Annotated in this window: 18 protein-coding genes and 1 other RNA gene; 5 read left to right on the top strand and 14 right to left on the bottom strand. The window is 52.1% G+C overall.

The window, feature by feature from the left end; translation table 11 throughout:
- Positions 1-3: 3 nt before the first annotated feature.
- The 14 genes from MWU62_RS08985 to ffs form a co-directional block, all read right to left on the bottom strand.
- A complete protein-coding gene (locus MWU62_RS08985) occupies positions 4-564 on the bottom strand; it encodes an AraC family transcriptional regulator (RefSeq protein WP_247114536.1) in 561 nt (186 codons plus the stop codon).
- A gap of 152 nt (positions 565-716) precedes the next feature.
- Positions 717-1,895 (bottom strand): VWA domain-containing protein, encoded by a 1,179-nt coding sequence (locus MWU62_RS08980; RefSeq protein WP_247114535.1) that lies wholly within the window; start codon positions 1,893-1,895, stop codon positions 717-719.
- A 22-nt stretch (positions 1,896-1,917) separates the two neighbouring features.
- The gene (locus MWU62_RS08975) at positions 1,918-2,760 is read right to left on the bottom strand and encodes a MoxR family ATPase (RefSeq protein WP_247114534.1); all 843 of its coding nucleotides are present in this window, start codon (positions 2,758-2,760) and stop codon (positions 1,918-1,920) included.
- An 18-nt stretch (positions 2,761-2,778) separates the two neighbouring features.
- The gene (locus tag MWU62_RS18930; RefSeq protein ID WP_281494844.1) at positions 2,779-4,818 is read right to left on the bottom strand and encodes a vWA domain-containing protein; all 2,040 of its coding nucleotides are present in this window, start codon (positions 4,816-4,818) and stop codon (positions 2,779-2,781) included.
- Positions 4,819-4,850: 32 nt separating this feature from the next.
- Positions 4,851-5,195, bottom strand: coding sequence for a hypothetical protein (locus MWU62_RS08960; protein WP_200360726.1), 345 nt, complete (start codon positions 5,193-5,195; stop codon positions 4,851-4,853).
- The gene (locus MWU62_RS08955) at positions 5,195-5,641 is read right to left on the bottom strand and encodes a YcgN family cysteine cluster protein (protein WP_247114533.1); all 447 of its coding nucleotides are present in this window, start codon (positions 5,639-5,641) and stop codon (positions 5,195-5,197) included. The genes MWU62_RS08960 and MWU62_RS08955 overlap by 1 nt, the downstream gene beginning before the upstream one ends.
- Complete coding sequence (locus MWU62_RS08950) at positions 5,638-5,931, bottom strand: YcgL domain-containing protein (protein WP_200360730.1); 294 nt, start codon at positions 5,929-5,931, stop codon at positions 5,638-5,640. Before MWU62_RS08950 ends, MWU62_RS08955 begins: the two co-directional genes overlap by 4 nt.
- Positions 5,928-7,076, bottom strand: coding sequence for an HRDC domain-containing protein (locus tag MWU62_RS08945; protein WP_247114532.1), 1,149 nt, complete (start codon positions 7,074-7,076; stop codon positions 5,928-5,930). Before MWU62_RS08945 ends, MWU62_RS08950 begins: the two co-directional genes overlap by 4 nt.
- Positions 7,077-7,119: 43 nt before the next feature.
- Entirely contained in the window at positions 7,120-7,722 is a 603-nt protein-coding gene (recR, locus tag MWU62_RS08940; RefSeq protein WP_247114531.1) for a recombination mediator RecR, read from the bottom strand.
- Positions 7,723-7,757: 35 nt separating this feature from the next.
- Entirely contained in the window at positions 7,758-8,081 is a 324-nt protein-coding gene (locus MWU62_RS08935) for a YbaB/EbfC family nucleoid-associated protein (protein WP_216009031.1), read from the bottom strand.
- A gap of 3 nt (positions 8,082-8,084) precedes the next feature.
- Positions 8,085-9,950: a DNA polymerase III subunit gamma/tau gene (dnaX, locus tag MWU62_RS08930; protein ID WP_247114530.1), complete on the bottom strand. Its 1,866-nt coding sequence runs from the start codon at positions 9,948-9,950 to the stop codon at positions 8,085-8,087.
- A gap of 235 nt (positions 9,951-10,185) precedes the next feature.
- Positions 10,186-10,482: a type II toxin-antitoxin system RelE/ParE family toxin gene (locus MWU62_RS08925; RefSeq protein WP_247114529.1), complete on the bottom strand. Its 297-nt coding sequence runs from the start codon at positions 10,480-10,482 to the stop codon at positions 10,186-10,188.
- Positions 10,476-10,655 carry a hypothetical protein gene (locus MWU62_RS08920; RefSeq protein ID WP_247114528.1) on the bottom strand — a complete coding sequence of 60 codons (180 nt, stop codon included), beginning with the start codon at positions 10,653-10,655 and terminating at the stop codon, positions 10,476-10,478. The genes MWU62_RS08925 and MWU62_RS08920 overlap by 7 nt, the downstream gene beginning before the upstream one ends.
- Before the next feature lie 188 nt (positions 10,656-10,843).
- Positions 10,844-10,940, bottom strand: an RNA gene (gene ffs / locus MWU62_RS08915) — signal recognition particle sRNA small type.
- Positions 10,941-11,101: 161 nt separating this feature from the next.
- Between ffs and MWU62_RS08910 the strand changes: the two genes are divergently transcribed.
- The 5 genes from MWU62_RS08910 to prsR all read left to right on the top strand — a co-directional run bounded on the left by MWU62_RS08910 (position 11,102) and on the right by prsR (position 17,551).
- Positions 11,102-12,022 (top strand): D-hexose-6-phosphate mutarotase, encoded by a 921-nt coding sequence (locus MWU62_RS08910; protein WP_247114527.1) that lies wholly within the window; start codon positions 11,102-11,104, stop codon positions 12,020-12,022.
- Positions 12,023-12,085: 63 nt separating this feature from the next.
- Positions 12,086-12,901: a 1-acyl-sn-glycerol-3-phosphate acyltransferase gene (locus MWU62_RS08905; protein WP_247114526.1), complete on the top strand. Its 816-nt coding sequence runs from the start codon at positions 12,086-12,088 to the stop codon at positions 12,899-12,901.
- Entirely contained in the window at positions 12,901-13,860 is a 960-nt protein-coding gene (locus MWU62_RS08900) for an SDR family oxidoreductase (RefSeq protein WP_247114525.1), read from the top strand. The genes MWU62_RS08905 and MWU62_RS08900 overlap by 1 nt, the downstream gene beginning before the upstream one ends.
- 81 nt (positions 13,861-13,941) lie before the next feature.
- A complete protein-coding gene (gene prsK / locus MWU62_RS08895) occupies positions 13,942-16,074 on the top strand; it encodes an XrtA/PEP-CTERM system histidine kinase PrsK (RefSeq protein WP_247114524.1) in 2,133 nt (710 codons plus the stop codon).
- 103 nt (positions 16,075-16,177) lie between these two features.
- A complete protein-coding gene (prsR, locus tag MWU62_RS08890; RefSeq protein ID WP_348645637.1) occupies positions 16,178-17,551 on the top strand; it encodes a PEP-CTERM-box response regulator transcription factor in 1,374 nt (457 codons plus the stop codon).
- Positions 17,552-17,595: the final 44 nt, after the last annotated feature.

The raw sequence follows: 17,595 nt of genomic DNA, 5'->3' as shown, positions 1-17,595 counted from the left end.
TGGCTACTTCCACTCTACAAAAGAAACGCGGGGTTCAAAATCAGGTGCCTTGGCTTCAAGGGCCATTTGCAAGCGAAGGGCGCCCGGACGTTTTTGAAAACGATGGGAGGACTCACGTCGCACGAAGCGATCGTTGGCGGCTCTGGCTGTAATGATCGCTTTCAGTTCGTGAGAACCACTGGCCAGATTGCTTGTGAAAAGCTGCTGGATGCCACCCTGCTCTAGCGAACCGCTTTCACGGAGACTGTAATGGTGGGCAGCGACAGGTGTTCCGTCAACATACAGCTCCACCGAGTCGAGATCCAGACCATCCGGGCTGGCAAGCGTTAGGAAAACAGCCAGCCGCGTATCAACCGGGTGAAGCACTTTTTGCTCAAGCTCATATACATCCCGCGAATGGGCGGACACTTCGGTTTTTAACGCGGCAATTTCGTCGTCAAGAGCGGATGCGAAAACCGAACCAGCAGCAACTAATAGCGCAGCCATAAGGCCGAAGCCTAATTCTGAAACGAATCTAACTCGCTTGCCGCTCCGGTACACTTGTGTTTTGTCTAGGCCAAACATAAGCCCCTGCTCCTGCCGTCTCTATTTCAAGCTGGCAGGAAGAGTAACACTTGGTAACACTCAAGAACGGTATCCAGATCACCAAATCGGAAACCCGAAGCTCGGGTTTGATGTGGCGGGCTTTGCCGATGCCGGGCAGCATCGGCGTTTTTCTATTTGCTCAGATGTTTCATAGCCGATTCCAGACCTTCCACTGTGAGCGGATACATATGGTCATTCACCAACTGTCTGGTCATGCCCAAGGAGCCGCCGGTTCCCCAATACCCTTCCGGTAACGGGTTGATCCAAACAACCTTGCGGAAGTGATCACTGATACGCTGAAACCATGTGGCGCCGGCTTCTTCGTTCCAGTGTTCGATGGACCCGCCCGCATGGGAAATTTCATAGGGCGCCATGGTGGCGTCGCCTACGAAAATCACTTTGTAGTCTGGCGAATACTTGTGGAGGACATCCCAAGTGCTGGTTGTTTCATTCATGCGACGGATGTTGTTCTTCCACACACTCTCATATACAAAGTTATGAAAGTAGAAGTACTCCATGTGCTTAAACTCTGTACGTGCAGCTGAGAACAATTCTTCGCAGACCCGCACGTGAGGGTCCATAGAGCCACCCACATCAAAGAAGATCAGAACTTTGACCGCATTGTGGCGCTCAGGCACCATTTTTAGGTCTAGGTAACCTGCATTTCGGGCTGTTGAACGAATAGTGTCATCCATATCCAACTTGTCGGCCGCGCCCTGACGGGCAAACTTACGCAACCGCCGCAGGGCAACCTTAATGTTCCGAATGCCAAGAGTTACGCTGTCGTCCAGATCTTTGAACTCGCGCTTCTCCCACACTTTGACAGCACGGCCGTGGCGACCTTTTTTCTGGCCGATACGGAAACCTTCAGGGTTGTAGCCATCTGCACCAAACGGCGATGTTCCGCCGGTGCCTATCCACTTGTTTCCGCCCGCGTGCCGCTCTTTCTGCTCTTCCATGCGTTTTTTGAAGGTTTCGATCAGTTCTTCGAGGCCACCCAGGGAATCGATCTTGGCTTTTTCTTCCTCTGTCAGGTTTTTCTCAAATTCTGCCCGAAGCCATTCATCGGGAATCAAAGCTTCCAGCATCTGATCCAGATGCTCTATACCCTCAAAATAAGATTTGAAGGCCAGATCAAACTTGTCGAAGTGGCGCTCGTCTTTTACCAGACACACCCGCGCCAAATAATAGAACTCCTCCATATCCGCAAAAGCTAGGCGCTGTTGCAGCGCTTCCAACAGATCGAGGAATTCGCGCAGGCTGGCAGGCACCTTGGCCCGTCGCACTTCGAGAAAAAAATCAATCAACATAAAACCGCACTCTTGCCGAATTTCAGCCGCGACGGCGAGCCATAAACGCCAGTTTTTGCAGCAAGTGGACATCCTGCTCATTTTTTACCAGAGCACCGTACAAAGGCGGCAGCGCCGAACTGGTATCTTTTTCCTGAAGCATCTTTGCTGTGAGTTCGTCTGCCATCAGCAGCTTTAACCAGTCAATCAGCTCAGAAGTGGAAGGTTTTTTCTTTAGGCCCGGCACTTTGCGCACGTCGAAGAACACTTCCAGCGCATCCTTTACTACCTGCTGCTGAATACCCGGGAAGTGGACATCCACAATGCTCTTCATGGTGTCGTGGTCCGGGAAGCTGATGTAGTGGAAGAAACAGCGGCGCAGGAAGGCGTCCGGCAGCTCTTTTTCGTTGTTACTAGTGATGACAATGATGGGCCGATTTTTCGCTTTCACCAACTGCTGGGTTTCGTAAACGTAAAATTCCATGCGATCCAGCTCCAGCAGCAGATCGTTGGGGAATTCGATGTCGGCCTTGTCGATTTCATCAATCAGCAGCACCACCTGTTCATCGGCTTCAAAAGCCTCCCACAGCTTGCCCTTAACAATGTAGTTGCTGATATCTTTGACTTTCTCGTCGCCCAACTGGGAATCCCGCAAACGAGATACCGCATCATACTCGTACAATCCTTGCTGTGCCTTGGTGGTGGATTTGATATGCCAGGGAATTAAGCGCATACCAAGAGCACTCGCCATTTCCTCGGCCAGCAAGGTTTTGCCGGTGCCGGGCTCGCCTTTGATCAACAGTGGTCGTTGCAGCGTGATAGCCGCATTTACGGCCATTTGCAGGTCATCGGTGGCTACGTATTTATCGGTACCGGTAAACTTCATGTGTAAGATTCCTGTTGGTTACTTTTTCTGTTCATCATCCGGTTTTTTATCCGGATCATCGTAATCGGGTAAATCGTCGAATTCAGACAGGTCAAAATCATCCAGACCGAACTCTTCTTCATCATCTTCCGCCTGCTCGGTTAGCTCTGGAATATCTTCTTCCGGCTCAACCACCGTATCAGCTACGGGTATATCCTCTTCTTCCGGCTCAGGCTCCAATACTGGTTCTGGCTCCAGCACAGGTTCAGGCTCTGGTTCAGGCTCTGGCTCTGGCTCTGGCTCTGGCTCTGGCTCTGGCTCTGGCTCTGGCTCTGGCTCTGGCTCTGGCTCTGGCTCTGGCTCTGGCTCTGGCTCTAATTCTGATTCGGGCTCGGGCATTACAACAGGCGTTTCGGCTTCAATATCTGCCATTGCCTGTTGCAGTTCATCCAAATCTTCGGCGTCTTCTTGCGTTGTTTCTTCTGCAGTTGCAGCCTTGCGACGCTTGCGTATAAGCAAGAACACAATCAATGCTAAAAGCACGAACGCCCCTGCTCCCGCGCCGATCATCCATAAGGGTATGGACAGGGCTGTGGGCTCTTCTGGAGTTTCTTCAAGTTCTGGTGCAGCCGAAGCCTCCGGCGCTTCAGGTTCGGGCTCAATCGCGGGCTCTGGCTCTACTATTGGCTTCTGCTCAGGTTCGGGTTCAACAACTGGCTCAGGCTCAGAATCTGGCGGTGCCTGCTCGGCCGTTTCGGCCATACTTACGTCAATAGGCGACTCAAGACTCGGCTCAACCATGCCCTCAGGCACTAAAAATTCGGTTGTGGCGGTAAATTTACGCGCAAACGTTTTGCCATCGGCAACAACATCTATCCGGTACAAGCCTACAACCGGCAACTTGCTGATGGAATCCGAGTACTCACCATCCGCAGGTGGCTGATCTGCAGACAACGTCTTGCTGCCGCTACGACCGTCTTCAGAGGTCAGGCTTAGAGTTACACTCATTACGTTGAGAAATTCAGAATTGGTTACTTTTTCTTCTTTTTCGAAGAAGGCCACACGAATATCCACTGGAGACTCAGCGGTAAACGTTGCAGGTATCGGCGCAACCACCATTCTCAAATCACTGACTACCGTAACGCGACTACCTTCGCCAAGCTCACCTTTAACGCGCCACTCCCCAGCAAGGGGCTGTTTGATGGTTATAAGGTCATAGGCTGCTTCTCTTGCCCAGCGAACATTGTCTGGCTGGTCTGATTGCTGAAGGGTTTCTCCATCAGGTCTAGCCAGTTCTAGTTCGGCGGATTCAACTTGCTCACCCTCTGCGGCCGCGCCACGAAATATCAATGCGGTAAATTCGTTTACTCCGGCATCCACAGTGAAGGCGTTGCCTTCAATAGGAATCTGCTCCTGCGGGGCAGCGGTGTTCAGAGCATCGAGAAAAGCGAGATTAAGAGACTCTGCCGTGTCTGCAACCCGGAAGCTACCCTGTGATTTTGTAGCAAGAGTTTTCAGGAACTCTGCATCCGCTTGCTCTGACAAGGCAACGGGATGGAAAGTGGCGCCTTGTGCAACCAGCGAATCAAGAACACCACCAAGAATTCGCTTTTCTTCCGCCTGATTAACGTCGGCGCTGTTTGATATATCTACCTTGCCATCGGTTAGCAGAATGAAGTGGGTGTTCTCAAGGGTGCAACCGGTTACAAAATCATCACTAGCGACTTCAATGGCTTTACCAAGGTTTGTGCGCAGGGCTACGGAATTTATTTTTTGTGAGCGTTCAATCGCGGTTTCGCGCCACGCATCCGTCACTTCACCGTGGGGCACCAGCATGTTCACATACTGCCCGAAGGTCCAAACGCCCGCGGTACTGCCTTCAGGGATCACCCTTGCTAACAGCCTTACAGCTGGCTGCCGTAGGTTATTCGGGTCGGTTTCTTTCATCGAACCCGAAATATCCACAATGATGCGTACATCCGGGCTTTCCGGCAATTTCAGCGGTGCGGCGCCCTGAGCCCAAAGCGTTGCGGGCATTATTAAAGCAATGAAGAAAACCAGCGTAAAGGATCTTGGCATTGTTATTCTCAGACTCAATGAATTGGGTTGTCTCAGCGCCGTGACAAACGGTAACGGACCATGTCTAGAATCCAGACCAAGAGCATAACAAGCCCCCCGATACTAAGATTCAGCCACGCTCTGCCAGCGTTATCTGCGTCACCCAGAATCTGCTCATAGCCTCCGAACAGCCAAGCGGGTATCCACCAGCCTGCCAGTTCAGGGGATTCTACAGGCGTCAGCAATAGGGCTACTAACGCGGCGAGCAGAAGGGTGCGCAGGCCGTACAACGGCAAAAACCGGAACAGCTTTTTCATCATGTAAAAAAACACAACGAAAGCGATAGCGTAAGCGGCCCAGAAGATGCCGTAAGCAATTTGTGCGTCAGTATCGATCATTACAGAACCCAGTGAATGATGTGTTCTTCCCAGCTTTCTTCCGCCACTTTATCCTCACGGATAACTTTGTGGCGTATGGATACACCGGCCTCGTGAACCGAATTCGGGCTCCCGCTGCGCAGGGGATGCCAATCAGCAAGAGGCCGGCCCTCTGCCAGGGTACGGTATGCGCAGGTGTGAGGTAGCCAATGGTAATCGTTCACCGTACCCGGTGTCAGCACTGTACAGCCCGGTACTTTCTCAAGCCGCTCGGAATACACTGTGCACTGGCAGGTGTTTTCATCCATAAAACGGCAAACCAAGTCAGTATGGTAAACCTCGCCTGTGTCTTCATCTTCGAGTTTGTTAAGGCAGCATTTCCCGCAACCGTCGCACAGGGACTCCCACTCTTGTTGCGTCATCTCGCTCAGGCGCTTGCGCTGCCAGAATGGGATTTGCGCAATCATGAGTTTCTCAGCCCCGGCTTGGTACGAAAATCGACAACATAAGAGTCTTGTTCTTCCGGCATCTGCAAAAAGAAATCTTTTTCAGCAAGCGCGTTGAGCACCTGCTCACCGGTTGTTCTGGCAAGCTTGCGCTCCGGCGTCATAACCAGATCCATGGAGTGAATCGGGTTACCAAAAATCCCTCTAAGGCTTTCAGGCAACTCTTCCCACTTCTGTCCACGACGAACAAAGATATAGGTATCGCTTTTTTTGCTGCTTCGGAAAACAGACACAAATTCCCGATCTTTCATGATTGCAGGTAATCCTCGATATCGTTCATTACCGGCGCAAGAATTCTCGTGCGCCAGCCATGGAAAAACGGGCTGTCAGCCAAGCTTTTGTCTTGTACCACTTTCTCCAAACGTTTTCTTGGGGCAAGTAATTCTATAGGAATATCAGCAACTTCTGCCGCACTTCTAAAAAATCGTTTCAAGTTTTTAAAGTATGCCTGCTGGTCCCGACTCAGTGGTGGCGCAATACGTTCTAGCCCAGAAGTATCAGCGTTACGCCCCTCTGCAACAAGCTTAAGCAAGGCTTCGCCATAACGCCGAACTACGCCACCCGGAACACCCTGAATATTAGATAGGTCGTTGAGGGACTGCGGTAGCCGATCTGCAATGGCAATAAGCAGAGGATCTGCCAACACCCTGCCCCGCGGGCGGTCACGCTCTCTGCTTTCGAGCTCGCGCCAGACCACCAACTTTTTGAGAACAAGCTGCTGTTGAGCGGTTAAAGCCCAGCCGCCACGCAGGCGAAGGTAATGATGGTGCGGGTCGTCCTGCCCTGCGAGTTCGTCGGCAAAGCGGGTGGACTCTTCTGCAAGCGCCGCTTCAAGCCCTCGCTCTTTCAGGTGTGCAGTAACCCACTGATGCATAGGTTCAAGAAAGCGTATATCTTCTATCGCGTAGCGCTGCTGGGCATCACTCAAAGGGCGGGATATCCAATCTGAGCGGGTGACAGACTTATCCAAAACCTCACCGAACAGCGTCTCCACAAGGCGGGCGTAACCTACAGAAAAACCGGCCCCAGCCAAAGCAGCACCGATTTGTAAATCCACGACACCTTTCGGTTTAATATTGAGCCAGTCACGAAACAGCTCAAGGTCTTCACTCATGGCATACAGCAGCTTCGTTACTGCCGGGTCGGCAAGAACCTCCCGAAAGCGGGAAGACTGTTCCGCCACATCGGGGTCCACTAGGCAAAAACTGTTTCCGAGGCCGAGCTGAACCAGCCCCGCTATGGGATAGAAGGTATTTACCCGCTCAAATTCTGTGTCAAGAACAAGGGGGAACCCCGGAGCGCTGTCCAGCCACTGGTTTAGCTCTTCCGGCTGGGTAATCCACTCAATGGTTTCAGGGGCCGGCGGTACATCAATAGCGGTAAGAGGAAGTGTCATAGAAAAAGCCAGTTAAAAACGCCGTCTAGGCGCCGATGCGGAGTCAATCAAGCAGGGGTTTTCTGCCGCGGAACGCATGAGTGAGAGTAAAGCCGTCAACGTAACCAAGCTCGCCACCCACTGGTATACCGTGGGCAAGCCGCGTGATGAGAATCTCGGAGCCGTCGAGTCGGTCAGAAATATAATGGGCTGTCGCCTCGCCTTCCACCGTAGGGTTGGTCGCAAGAATAAGTTCAGTAACACCTTCTGAGCGTACCCGGCGCAAGAGTCGTTCGATACCGATTTCATCGGGGCCAACTCCATCAATAGGTGACAGGTGCCCCATCAAAACAAAATAACTGCCTTTGTAATCACCAGCCTGCTCAATGGCCAACAAATCCGAGGGGCTCTCCACCACGCAGAGAGTACCGTTACTGCGAACAGGGTTCTCACAAATGCCACACACTTCGGTATCGGAAAAGTTCTGGCAGCTCTCGCAACGGCGAACCCCCTCCATGGCGTTACTCAACGCATCCGAAAGCCGGGTGCCACCAGAACGGGCCCGCTCAAGCAGGTGAAAAGCCATGCGCTGGGCAGTCTTCTGGCCCACACCCGGCAAACACCGGAGGGATTCAACGAGTTCATCAACCAGAGGGCTGAATGCCATGAAACATCCTCAAACTACAGGCTAAAGAAAAAACTTTAAAACGGCATCTTAAATCCGGGTGGCATACCCATACCGGACATCATGCCCGACATTGCATCTTTCTGATTGGCCTCTACCCTGCGCACGGCATCGTTAACAGCCGCAGCCAGCAAGTCTTCCAAAACATCTTTTTCTTCTGTCATCAAAGATGGATCAATCTCTACCCTGCGAACATCGTGACGGCCATTCATGGTTACTTTTACCATGCCCGCGCCGGATTCGCCGACAATTTCCGCTTTTGCTGCCTCTTCCTGAGCTTTCTGCATTTCTTCCTGCATTTTTTGGGCTTTTTTCATCAGCCCGCCCATATCGTTCAGCATCTTTTATCTCCTGCTTGTCTGTGTTGGACGATCGCTTATCGGCTTAATACTATCTTCGACTACCCGCGCCTCAAACCGTTCCACAATAGATCGCACGAATGGATCATTGCGAATTGAGTCCTCCGCCGCGCTTTGGCGTATTTTGCGTTGGCGCTCTTCATAAGCGGCTGGCGTGTTGGGGCCGGGGTCGCCCTGCTCTATCTTTAACTGAATGGCGTCGCCAAAGTGTTTTCTCAAGGCAGCCACAATTTTTTCTTCATGCCTGTCGTTCAACAAACGGGCATGGCCTTCGTCGATTAACAGCGTAATGGTGTCTTCGGCGCGAGACATAGCACCATGGCTGGCCAGATTACCTGGCATACCGATAATGCCAAGACTGCGAAAATCCCGTTCCCAGACAAACTCTCCGTCTACAGCGGGCTCGGGTTCGGACTCGGGCTCGGGCTCGGGCTCGGGCTCGGAATAATCTGGCTGCGACTCCGCTTGGGCATCAAGGCTGGCCAACCAGGCATCATCTATTGGTGCATCTGCGTAGCCCTGCGGCTCAGCTTGAACAGGTGCCTGCTCACTCTGGGCTAATTCAGGCTCTGGCTCTGGTTTTGGCTCTGGTTTTGGCTCTGGTTCAGGCTTCGGCTCTGGCTTTAGCTCTGGTTTTGTTTCAGACGGTAAGGCACTAACAGCCTGAGATGGCTCTGTTACAGTCGGCGCAGGCTCAGGTTCGTCGCGGGATTCTCCCTCGGTTCCAGAACCCGCAGTACTCACAGCCGGTGGTGCGCGGCGATCAGAGCCGGGGCGAAAAGCAAGCATGCGGAGCAGTGTCATTTCGAAACCCATACGGGCATCGGGAGTAATCGCTAAATCCTTTCGGCCTATTAGAGCAGCTTGATAAAACAATTGAGCATCTTCCGCACTTAAGCTACGGGCGAGCATCTGCACTTGCGCAGCGTCCCCAAGCGCATTATCAGCACTTCCCGGAACCACTTGTTCCATGGTGACCCTATGAAACAGCGACAGAAGATCCGCGAGTATAATGCTGTAATCCGGCGCAAAATCCGAGATACGGCTTATTTCCGCCAGCAAGGCCGGGCCGTCTCGCTCCACCAGTGCATTTACAATCCGCTCAATATCCCGCTGGTCAATCGTACCCAGCATGCTGCTAACATCGCTGGCAGAAAGCTTCTGGTTACCGAACGCAATCGCTTGATCTGTGAGGCTCAGGGCGTCCCGCATACTGCCGTCGGCAGCGCGAGCCAGCAACCAAAGCGCCGGCTCTTCAAAAGGAATACTTTCAGCAGTAAGAACGTTTGTGAGGTGCCCTGCAATATGCTCAGGCGTCATACGCTTGAGATTAAATTGCAAACAGCGTGATAGAACCGTTACGGGTAACTTCTGGGGGTCTGTAGTGGCCAGCAAAAACTTCACGTGCTCTGGCGGTTCCTCAAGGGTCTTGAGAAATGCATTGAACGACTGATTGGTGAGCATGTGCACCTCGTCGATGAGGTACACCTTATAGCGGCCGCGGCTGGGCGCGTACTGAACGTTATCTGTCAACTCCCGCATGTCATCCACGCCAGTGCGGGATGCAGCATCAATTTCAATCAGATCAACGAACCGGCCTTCCTGAATTTCCACACAACTGGAGCAAGTGCCGCAAGGCCGTGGCGTAATACCGGTTTCACAATTAAGACAGCGGGCCAGCAAACGCCCAATGGTGGTTTTACCCACGCCCCGGGTGCCGGTAAACAGATAAGCGTGATGCAGGCGCTGGTTTTCCAATGCGTGAATTAACGCCTGAAGAACGTGTTCCTGCCCCACCATATCTTCAAAGGTGCGAGGGCGCCATTTACGGGCAAGTACCTGATAGCTCATGATCCGCCAAATGCTGAGAAAAACGCCTGCAACTTTAGCATGGACGCAAAGCTGTAAGAAGCAGTATGAAACACAGGTCAGCTACCCGATCGAATTTTGGGTCGCGCGGAGACCACCATGCCAAAGGGAGCCAATATCATACTGGGAGTTTTAGTGGAATTCGATCGCAGCGGCCCCTTAACTAAGCAATACCGACATATTCGATCATGGAGAGCCAGCGGGAAAACCGCACTGATTATATTTTTCGGATATCCTCTGCCTTCAAATCCCGCCGCTTATGCACAACGGCAAGTACAAAAACCGATCGAGCCGCAATTTCATAGATGATCCGGTAAGAATAGAGGGAAAGCTCTCTGATGTGGTCATCATCGAGTTCTGGTACTTTCTTACCGGTCTTGGGCAATTGACCTAGAACACTGGTCTTCTCACGGATATCGTGTACAACCTTCTTAGCATAGAAGCGGGAGTCGGGAGCGATAAAATCATGGATTGAGCGCAGATCTGCAATGGCCGGTTGTGACCAGATCACCATGAATCGATTTCCCTCTTCAGCTCCTCGCCGGTGGCGGTCTGGCCTTGCTGCACAGCTTCTTGCCCCTTCCGGATCTTATCCAGCACATAGAGCCGATACATAATCTCATCCATGTCTGCATCGTCCGGCAGCTTGCCAATGGTGTCTAATGCCTCTTGCTTTGCTAGTTGCATCGCAACTCTCCATAACAGGTAACAGTTTCAAGTATCGATGATATCCCTTGAATAAAACTATTTCATGCAGGAATGTCTAGCTGACGTTTCGACACAGCGAGATTATAAGCGAGCACTGGGGTTAGCGATTGAAACAAAAAGGATGGAAACTAAAAAAAGAAGGGACTAGAGCTAATATCTGGGGGTGGCCCCACCAGCGACACTCCGGCACACAATTCCACCGCTGCGGCTGCTCCCTTCCGGGCCTGACCGGGTTCACGGTTTCATGTTGCGGAGGCACCAATGGAGCCACCATAACGGCGTTTCAGAACAAACTCCCTGAAAGCGGCGCGAATATTAACAAAAGGGTTTGCGGACTACAACGGCAAATCTCGACAGTCGCCCACAACACAGTTTTGATTTACTCTTTGAGTAAGCAGATGCACCTAAGCCTGGAAACGCGCTCTATGTCTGAAAGCAGCAACAAGCCACTCTCACCCCTATCTCCGGGGCAATGGTCTTTTACTCGCTGGAACACCATCGGGCAGCTCGAAGCACTGGAGGTTCATCATCCACTGTTTGAGGCCACTGTGTTTTTGCAAGGCGCACACCTCACACATTTTGCTCCCAAAAATGAGCCAAACTGGCTATGGCTAAGCCCAAACGCTCGCTTCGAACCCGGCCGCGCCATACGCGGTGGCATTCCAATATGCTCGCCTTGGTTCGGCGATCCTGCACGCAACGCGCCTGAGGTTCGCAAACGAGTAAAGACCAAAAGCGCCCATGGGTTTGCGCGAACAGCACTTTGGAAACTGGAGAATGTGAACGAAAGCGCCCATGAGGTCGAAATAGCACTGTCTCTGGAAGCAAACAGGGATTTTATGGACGTTTGGAATGGCCACGCGCTGGCCCTACTCACATTCAGCTTTTCTGTGCGTGGCTTCCAGCTTGCCCTCACCACTACAAACCTCGGTAGCGACCCCCTCTCCTTTAGTCAGGCGCTACACACCTACCTGCCTACCACTGACATTACCCGCTCAAGAGTTTTAGGTTTAGGCCACAGCAACTACATAGACACCCTAGAAAACTGGGAATATTGCGCTCAGGACGGCCCGGTGTATTTTGATGGCGAAACCGATCGAATCTACGAAAGCGGCGAACCCATGGTTGTCGTAACACCCGGATCTTCCCGCAAACTTACCTCCGTGGGGAGCGACTCCACAGTCGTGTGGAACCCCGGCCCCAACAAAGCAAAAACCTTGAGCGATTTCCCCGACCCTGCCTGGCAGACAATGCTGTGCGTCGAAACTGCCAATGCTGCCAGCGATTACCGTGTGCTTAATGAGGGACAAAGCCACACACTGGGAGTACTTATCGGGCGCGGCTGAGACTGGCTACACACAAAAGCGATATGTCCTCGCTATATAATAATTCCAGAAAAGGGAGAACCCATGAGTCTGGTATCGTATCTGAAGTCGCGGCTAATTCCGGATGAACTGGACAATGCCATCGACCGAATTCGCAAGCCGATAGGCACGCTGGGGTACGACCCTTGGGGCTATAATAATGAGACCTTCAAATACGGCATCTCTCTAGCCAAGCCCATATACGAAAAGTACTTCCGCACAGAAGCTCACGGCGTTGATCATGTGCCCGCAGAGGGGCCGGTGTTAATTGTTGGCAACCACAGTGGGCAACTCCCGATTGACGGAGTGCTCGTGGGCTACGCGCTGGCCTCACGCAAAAAAAGCCCGCGCATACCACGCGCCATGATTGAGCGCTTCTTCCCGACAGTACCCTGGCTTGGAAACCTATTGAACGAAGTGGGCGCCGTGTTGGGCGACCCGGTAAACTGCGCCAGAATGCTCGCCAACAATGAAGCTATCATTGTTTTCCCCGAAGGAGTGCGCGGCTCGGGCAAGCTTTACCGTGATCGCTACAAGCTCCAGCGGTTTGGCCCGGGGTTTATGCATCTCGCCATGAAATACAACGCGGCCGTTGTGCCCGTTGGTGTGGTGGGCTGCGAAGAAACCATACCCGCTATAGCCAACATCAAACCACTAGCTAACGCACTCAACATACCCTATGTGCCGCTTGCACTGCCGGTTGTGTTCCCTGCCAAGGTTCACCTGAACTTTGGCCCGCCGATGTATTTCGATAACAAGGATCTTACAGAAGCGCAAATAGGCGAACGTGTCGAAAAAGTAAAAGCTGAAGTCAGCCGCCTTATAGACAAAGGCCTGAAAGAACGAAAAAGGCTATTTTAATGACCACTTCCAAAAGCAAGCAGCGCAAACCACGAATTCTCATAACCGGTGCTGCAGGTGCAACAGCGCAGCGGGTAATCGAACGGCTACGTAAATCCTGCAGCTTGGTCGCGGTAGATGCCCGCGAACAAGTACCCCTTGGCGACGATATTCCCAGTTACTGCATCGATTTAAACCACCGCACGCTCGAAGACCTTTTTCGCCGCTACAAGTTCGACAGTGTTATCCATCTGGGCCGAATCCGGTCCAGCCAAATGTCCCGCATGCGGCGCTACAATGCCAACGTACTGGGTACGCAAAAGCTACTCGATCTTAGCCAAAAATACGGAGTGCGCCGAGTTGTCGTGCTTTCGACCTATCACGTATACGGCGCCATGGCTTACAACCCCGCTCTAATCACCGAGTCTGCGCCGCTAAAAAGCGCAGGCCTGAGCGCAGACTTGATTGATTCGGTAGAACTCGAAAATCTGGCAAGTATCTATTTATGGCGCTACCCAGAGCTGAACATCAGCATTTTGCGCCCTTGCAACATTGTAGGCCCCAGCGTTCGCAACACCATGGGTAAGTTACTCTCCAGCCCTCTCGCGCCAGTAATGGCTGGATTCTCGCCCATGATGCAGTTCATTCACATCGACGACATGGCAGACGCCATAGTGCTTGCAAGCAAAAAGCCAACGCGGGGAATATTCAACGTGGCACCCAATGATTGGGTCGCCTATCAGCGGGCGCTGGAGTTCTGCGGCTGCACACGAATCCCTATACCATCTATTCCACCCGTTCTACCGCGAGTGATACTGCGCGCATTGGGGCTGCAGCGCTTTCCCGCTTACCTTATGGACTTTTTCAAATACCCCGTGGTGATTGATGGCAGAGCCTTTGAAAAAGAATTCGGCTTCACACCCGAGCGGTCATTAACGGAGATTTTCCGGTTTTATCGGGATAACAAAAAAGATCTGTAACAGAGCTTTAGCTGCGCCCGGTAGTTGCACAGAACCGCTAGCCACCTCAAACTATACCTATCCAAGGAATAGGCAGGTTGCATGCTTCCAGATCTGAGCGTGATAAGCCACGGCGCGGCGGCCGTGGTGTTCGCAATACTCGCAGTGCTTGTAGGTACTCGCTACCTAAGGCGTGACATCGACCGGGCCCTGTTTATAGCGTCCGTAGTGAGCATGCTGTGGGCATCCACTCTGGTTACCCAGAGCATTTGGGGGCAACCCGGCTTTTTTATTCGCTACTTGCTTGAGATTCTGCGCGACACGGCATGGATTCTACTGCTTTTCGCTATGCTGCAGGACACCTTCCGGCAAGGGCTCCTGAACGGCAAAATAAAAGCGCTCCTAGGAATTGCAACAGCCTTACTGGTTGTCACCTTACTTGCACTTGGCAGCCTAGAGTTTATTTTTGACTTCGCATTGGTAAACGGAAAAACCAAGCTCATAGGTCAGGTTGCCCTCTCACTTCTCGGCATTTCTTTAGCAGAACAGATTTGGCGGAACGCGCCCACCTTTGGCCGCTCCAGCATGAAATACCTGTGCATTGGCACCGCTACAATCTTTATTTTTGATTTTTTCATGTACGCCGACGCACTGCTGTTCGGCTCAATCGCCGATTCGTTCTGGAACGCACGGGGATTTGTTAATGCGGCATTGATGCCACTGTTCGCAGTAAATGTTGTTAACACCCGCAAACAACCCATCGATTTTCAGCTATCACGCTCGGCGGTGTTCCACGCCAGTACGCTGATAATGGCAGGCGCATACCTGCTACTGCTTTCTGTAAGTGGCTATTACGTTCGCATACTCGGCGGCAGCTGGGGTGAAGCCCTACAAGTACTACTATCGACCGTTGCGCTGGTATTTCTCACAACACTGATTTTCTCCCAGCGCATCCGCGCCAAACTCATGGTTCTAATCAGCCAGAACTTCTTCGACTATAAATACGATTACAGGGAAGAATGGCTAAAACTAACGAAAGAACTGGCAGACCTAAGTGACGAGCCCCCTCTCCCCAAGCGGGCAATCCGAATTCTTTCTGATTTGGTCGAAAGCAATGCAGGCGCAATCTTTCTCAAAAGCGAGCTGGGGCCCTACACGTTAAAAGAGTCCACTAATTTTGCCACCCCGCGATACACCAGCATCGACCAGGACGCAGAGCTGGTGCGCTTTTTTGCCGAGAAAGAATGGATTGTAAACCTCGATGACTACAAAGAAGACCCGGTAAGCTACGACCTACTCGAAATACCAGACGCCATCGCCAAAGCACCGGATGCCTGGTTGATTATTCCGCTGTACCTAAGCAACGAACTCTATGGCATCGCGGTTATCGGCCACCCCTATGCAAGAGTGGATCTAAACTGGGAGAACTTCGACCTAATCAAAGTCGTGGCGCGACAAACATGCAACCTGCTGGCACAGGCTGATGCACAGAATAGGCTATCTCGAGCCATGCAATTCGAAGCCGTCAGCAAAGCCTCCGCATTTATGGTACATGACCTCAAAACGGTGATCGCACAATTGTCGCTGCTGGTGAACAACGCTGAAAAGCACAAGAGCAACCCGGCCTTTATTGATGACATGATCAGCACCACAGACCACGCCGTGCGCAAGATGACCAACCTTGTAGACCATATTCGCAAGCCAGCACAAGACAGCATGGATAACACCCAGAAGCTGGACCTAACCAATCTTGTAAGCGGGCTTATTGAGCATTACAGCAAACGAAACCCGTCACCGAAGCTCGAAGGCGCCCAGCCACGAATAATAGTAAAGGCCGACCCAGTGCAACTAAAAAGTGTTTTGGGCCACCTCATACAAAACGCCCAAGACGCCACACCACCCGATGGCGAAGTCAGCCTTTCTCTAAAGATTGCCACAGGCAATGTTGTACTGTTTATTCAAGACACCGGTTGTGGGATGAGTGAAGATTTTATTAGTAACCGACTGTTCAAGCCCTTCGAAAGCACCAAAGGGCTTACTGGCATGGGGATCGGCGCATATCAGGCCCGTGAGTATTTACAGAAACTCGGTGGAGCCATAGATGCCACGAGCGAACTTAACGTGGGCTCCTGTTTTTCTGTAAGGATACCGCTAGCGGAAACATCGGCTCACGGTAACCAGACCAATAAACACTTAATTGTCGACTTGCCAAACCCGCCGGAACCCGTCAATTAACCGACATTTCAAACCTCTGAACAAATCGATCATTGCAAAGTGTCAATGTTCAGTTAAGAATTGAATATACTTGGAACACCGAAACAAAGGACTTGTTGCTGCTGTGACTAGACGACTCTTAATAGTAGAAGACGATCCCGGCCTGCAAAGCCAGATGCGCTGGTGTTTCAGCGACGATCTGGACGTTACGGTTGCGTCAGACAGAGAAGCCGCCCTTACTGCGCTGCGGCGGGAAGAACCCCATGTAGTAACGCTGGATCTTGGCCTACCCCCCGACCCCGGCGGTGCAACTGAAGGTTTTGCGCTATTAGAAGAAATTCTTCGGCTTGCACCGTCAACCAAGGTGATTGTTGTAACCGGCCGAGAAGATAAAGAAAACGCCGTGATAGCGGTAGGCATGGGCGCTTCCGACTTTTATCAAAAGCCTCTGGACGCAGACATTCTCAAGTTTGTGGTCAACAGAGCCTTTCGTTTGGCTGAGCTTGAACAGGAAAATCAAAAACTTTCTCAACAAAGCAACGGCACCAACATCAAAGGCATAATCGCTGCCAGCCCACAAATGATGGGTGTTTGTCGCACGCTGGAGAAAGTTGCACCTACTGATGTAACCACACTGATCATTGGCGAAACCGGCACAGGAAAAGAACTTCTCGCCCGCGCCTTGCACGATCTTAGCCCCAGAGCCGGCAATGCTTTCGCAGCCATAAACTGCGCTGCTATCCCCGAAAACCTGCTTGAAAGCGAGCTTTTCGGGTTCGAGAAAGGGGCATTCACCGGCGCCACACAAGCCAAAAAGGGCAAAATTGAAAGCGCCAACGGCGGCACTCTGTTCCTTGATGAAATTGGCGACATGCCAATGGCGTTGCAATCCAAACTGCTGCGTTTTCTGCAAGAGCGGGTTGTCGACAGAGTTGGGTCAGTAAAACCCATCCCCGTGGATGTGCGGGTAGTGTGTGCAACACACCAAAAACTTGCACAACTGATCGAGAACGGCGACTTCCGAGAGGACCTGTACTACCGAATCAGCGAAATTACGCTCGACGTTCCCGCCTTAAGAGAGCGCGACGGCGATGCGCTGGTTATTGCCCAATCGCTACTAAAATCACTTGGGAAACAGATGGACCGGCAAAACCTCACGTTCTCGGAAGATGCCATAAACGCCATCAGTAGCTATTCCTGGCCCGGCAACGTGCGCGAAATGATCAACAAAGTAAAACGCGCCACCATTATGGCGGATGGCAAACGGATAACCAGTGAGGACTTAGAGCTGCCCGAGTGCGACCAACCCGCAGCAAGCCATCTCAACCTCCGTCAGGTTCGAGAGCAAGCCGAAAGTAGAGCCATTATTCAAGCGCTTCAAACCAGTGGCTTCAACATGACACAGGCCTCCCGGCTTCTGGGCGTTACTCGCCCGACACTCTACAACCTAACCGACAAGTACAACATCGACACATCGGCAGAAGCTCCGGAAGTTTAAGTTAACTTCTCAGCACACGATGGCCGCGAACAGCTCAAGGAGCA

The organism is Marinobacter sp. S6332 (assembly GCF_023016045.1).
GTDB lineage: Bacteria > Pseudomonadota > Gammaproteobacteria > Pseudomonadales > Oleiphilaceae > Marinobacter.
The sequence above is the reverse complement of the archived record's forward strand: the minus strand, read 5'-3'. Positions and strand labels throughout refer to the sequence as shown.

Coding starts and splice junctions, on each gene's coding strand:
- MWU62_RS08985 (WP_247114536.1), bottom strand. CDS start 564: ATGTTTGGCCTAGACAAAACACAAGTGTACCGGAGCGGCAAGCGAGTT.
- MWU62_RS08980 (WP_247114535.1), bottom strand. CDS start 1,895: ATGTTGATTGATTTTTTTCTCGAAGTGCGACGGGCCAAGGTGCCTGCC.
- MWU62_RS08975 (WP_247114534.1), bottom strand. CDS start 2,760: ATGAAGTTTACCGGTACCGATAAATACGTAGCCACCGATGACCTGCAA.
- MWU62_RS18930 (WP_281494844.1), bottom strand. CDS start 4,818: ATGCCAAGATCCTTTACGCTGGTTTTCTTCATTGCTTTAATAATGCCC.
- MWU62_RS08960 (WP_200360726.1), bottom strand. CDS start 5,195: ATGATCGATACTGACGCACAAATTGCTTACGGCATCTTCTGGGCCGCT.
- MWU62_RS08955 (WP_247114533.1), bottom strand. CDS start 5,641: ATGATTGCGCAAATCCCATTCTGGCAGCGCAAGCGCCTGAGCGAGATG.
- MWU62_RS08950 (WP_200360730.1), bottom strand. CDS start 5,931: ATGAAAGATCGGGAATTTGTGTCTGTTTTCCGAAGCAGCAAAAAAAGC.
- MWU62_RS08945 (WP_247114532.1), bottom strand. CDS start 7,076: ATGACACTTCCTCTTACCGCTATTGATGTACCGCCGGCCCCTGAAACC.
- recR (WP_247114531.1), bottom strand. CDS start 7,722: ATGGCATTCAGCCCTCTGGTTGATGAACTCGTTGAATCCCTCCGGTGT.
- MWU62_RS08935 (WP_216009031.1), bottom strand. CDS start 8,081: ATGCTGAACGATATGGGCGGGCTGATGAAAAAAGCCCAAAAAATGCAG.
- dnaX (WP_247114530.1), bottom strand. CDS start 9,950: ATGAGCTATCAGGTACTTGCCCGTAAATGGCGCCCTCGCACCTTTGAA.
- MWU62_RS08925 (WP_247114529.1), bottom strand. CDS start 10,482: ATGGTGATCTGGTCACAACCGGCCATTGCAGATCTGCGCTCAATCCAT.
- MWU62_RS08920 (WP_247114528.1), bottom strand. CDS start 10,655: ATGCAACTAGCAAAGCAAGAGGCATTAGACACCATTGGCAAGCTGCCG.
- MWU62_RS08910 (WP_247114527.1), top strand. CDS start 11,102: ATGTCTGAAAGCAGCAACAAGCCACTCTCACCCCTATCTCCGGGGCAA.
- MWU62_RS08905 (WP_247114526.1), top strand. CDS start 12,086: ATGAGTCTGGTATCGTATCTGAAGTCGCGGCTAATTCCGGATGAACTG.
- MWU62_RS08900 (WP_247114525.1), top strand. CDS start 12,901: ATGACCACTTCCAAAAGCAAGCAGCGCAAACCACGAATTCTCATAACC.
- prsK (WP_247114524.1), top strand. CDS start 13,942: ATGCTTCCAGATCTGAGCGTGATAAGCCACGGCGCGGCGGCCGTGGTG.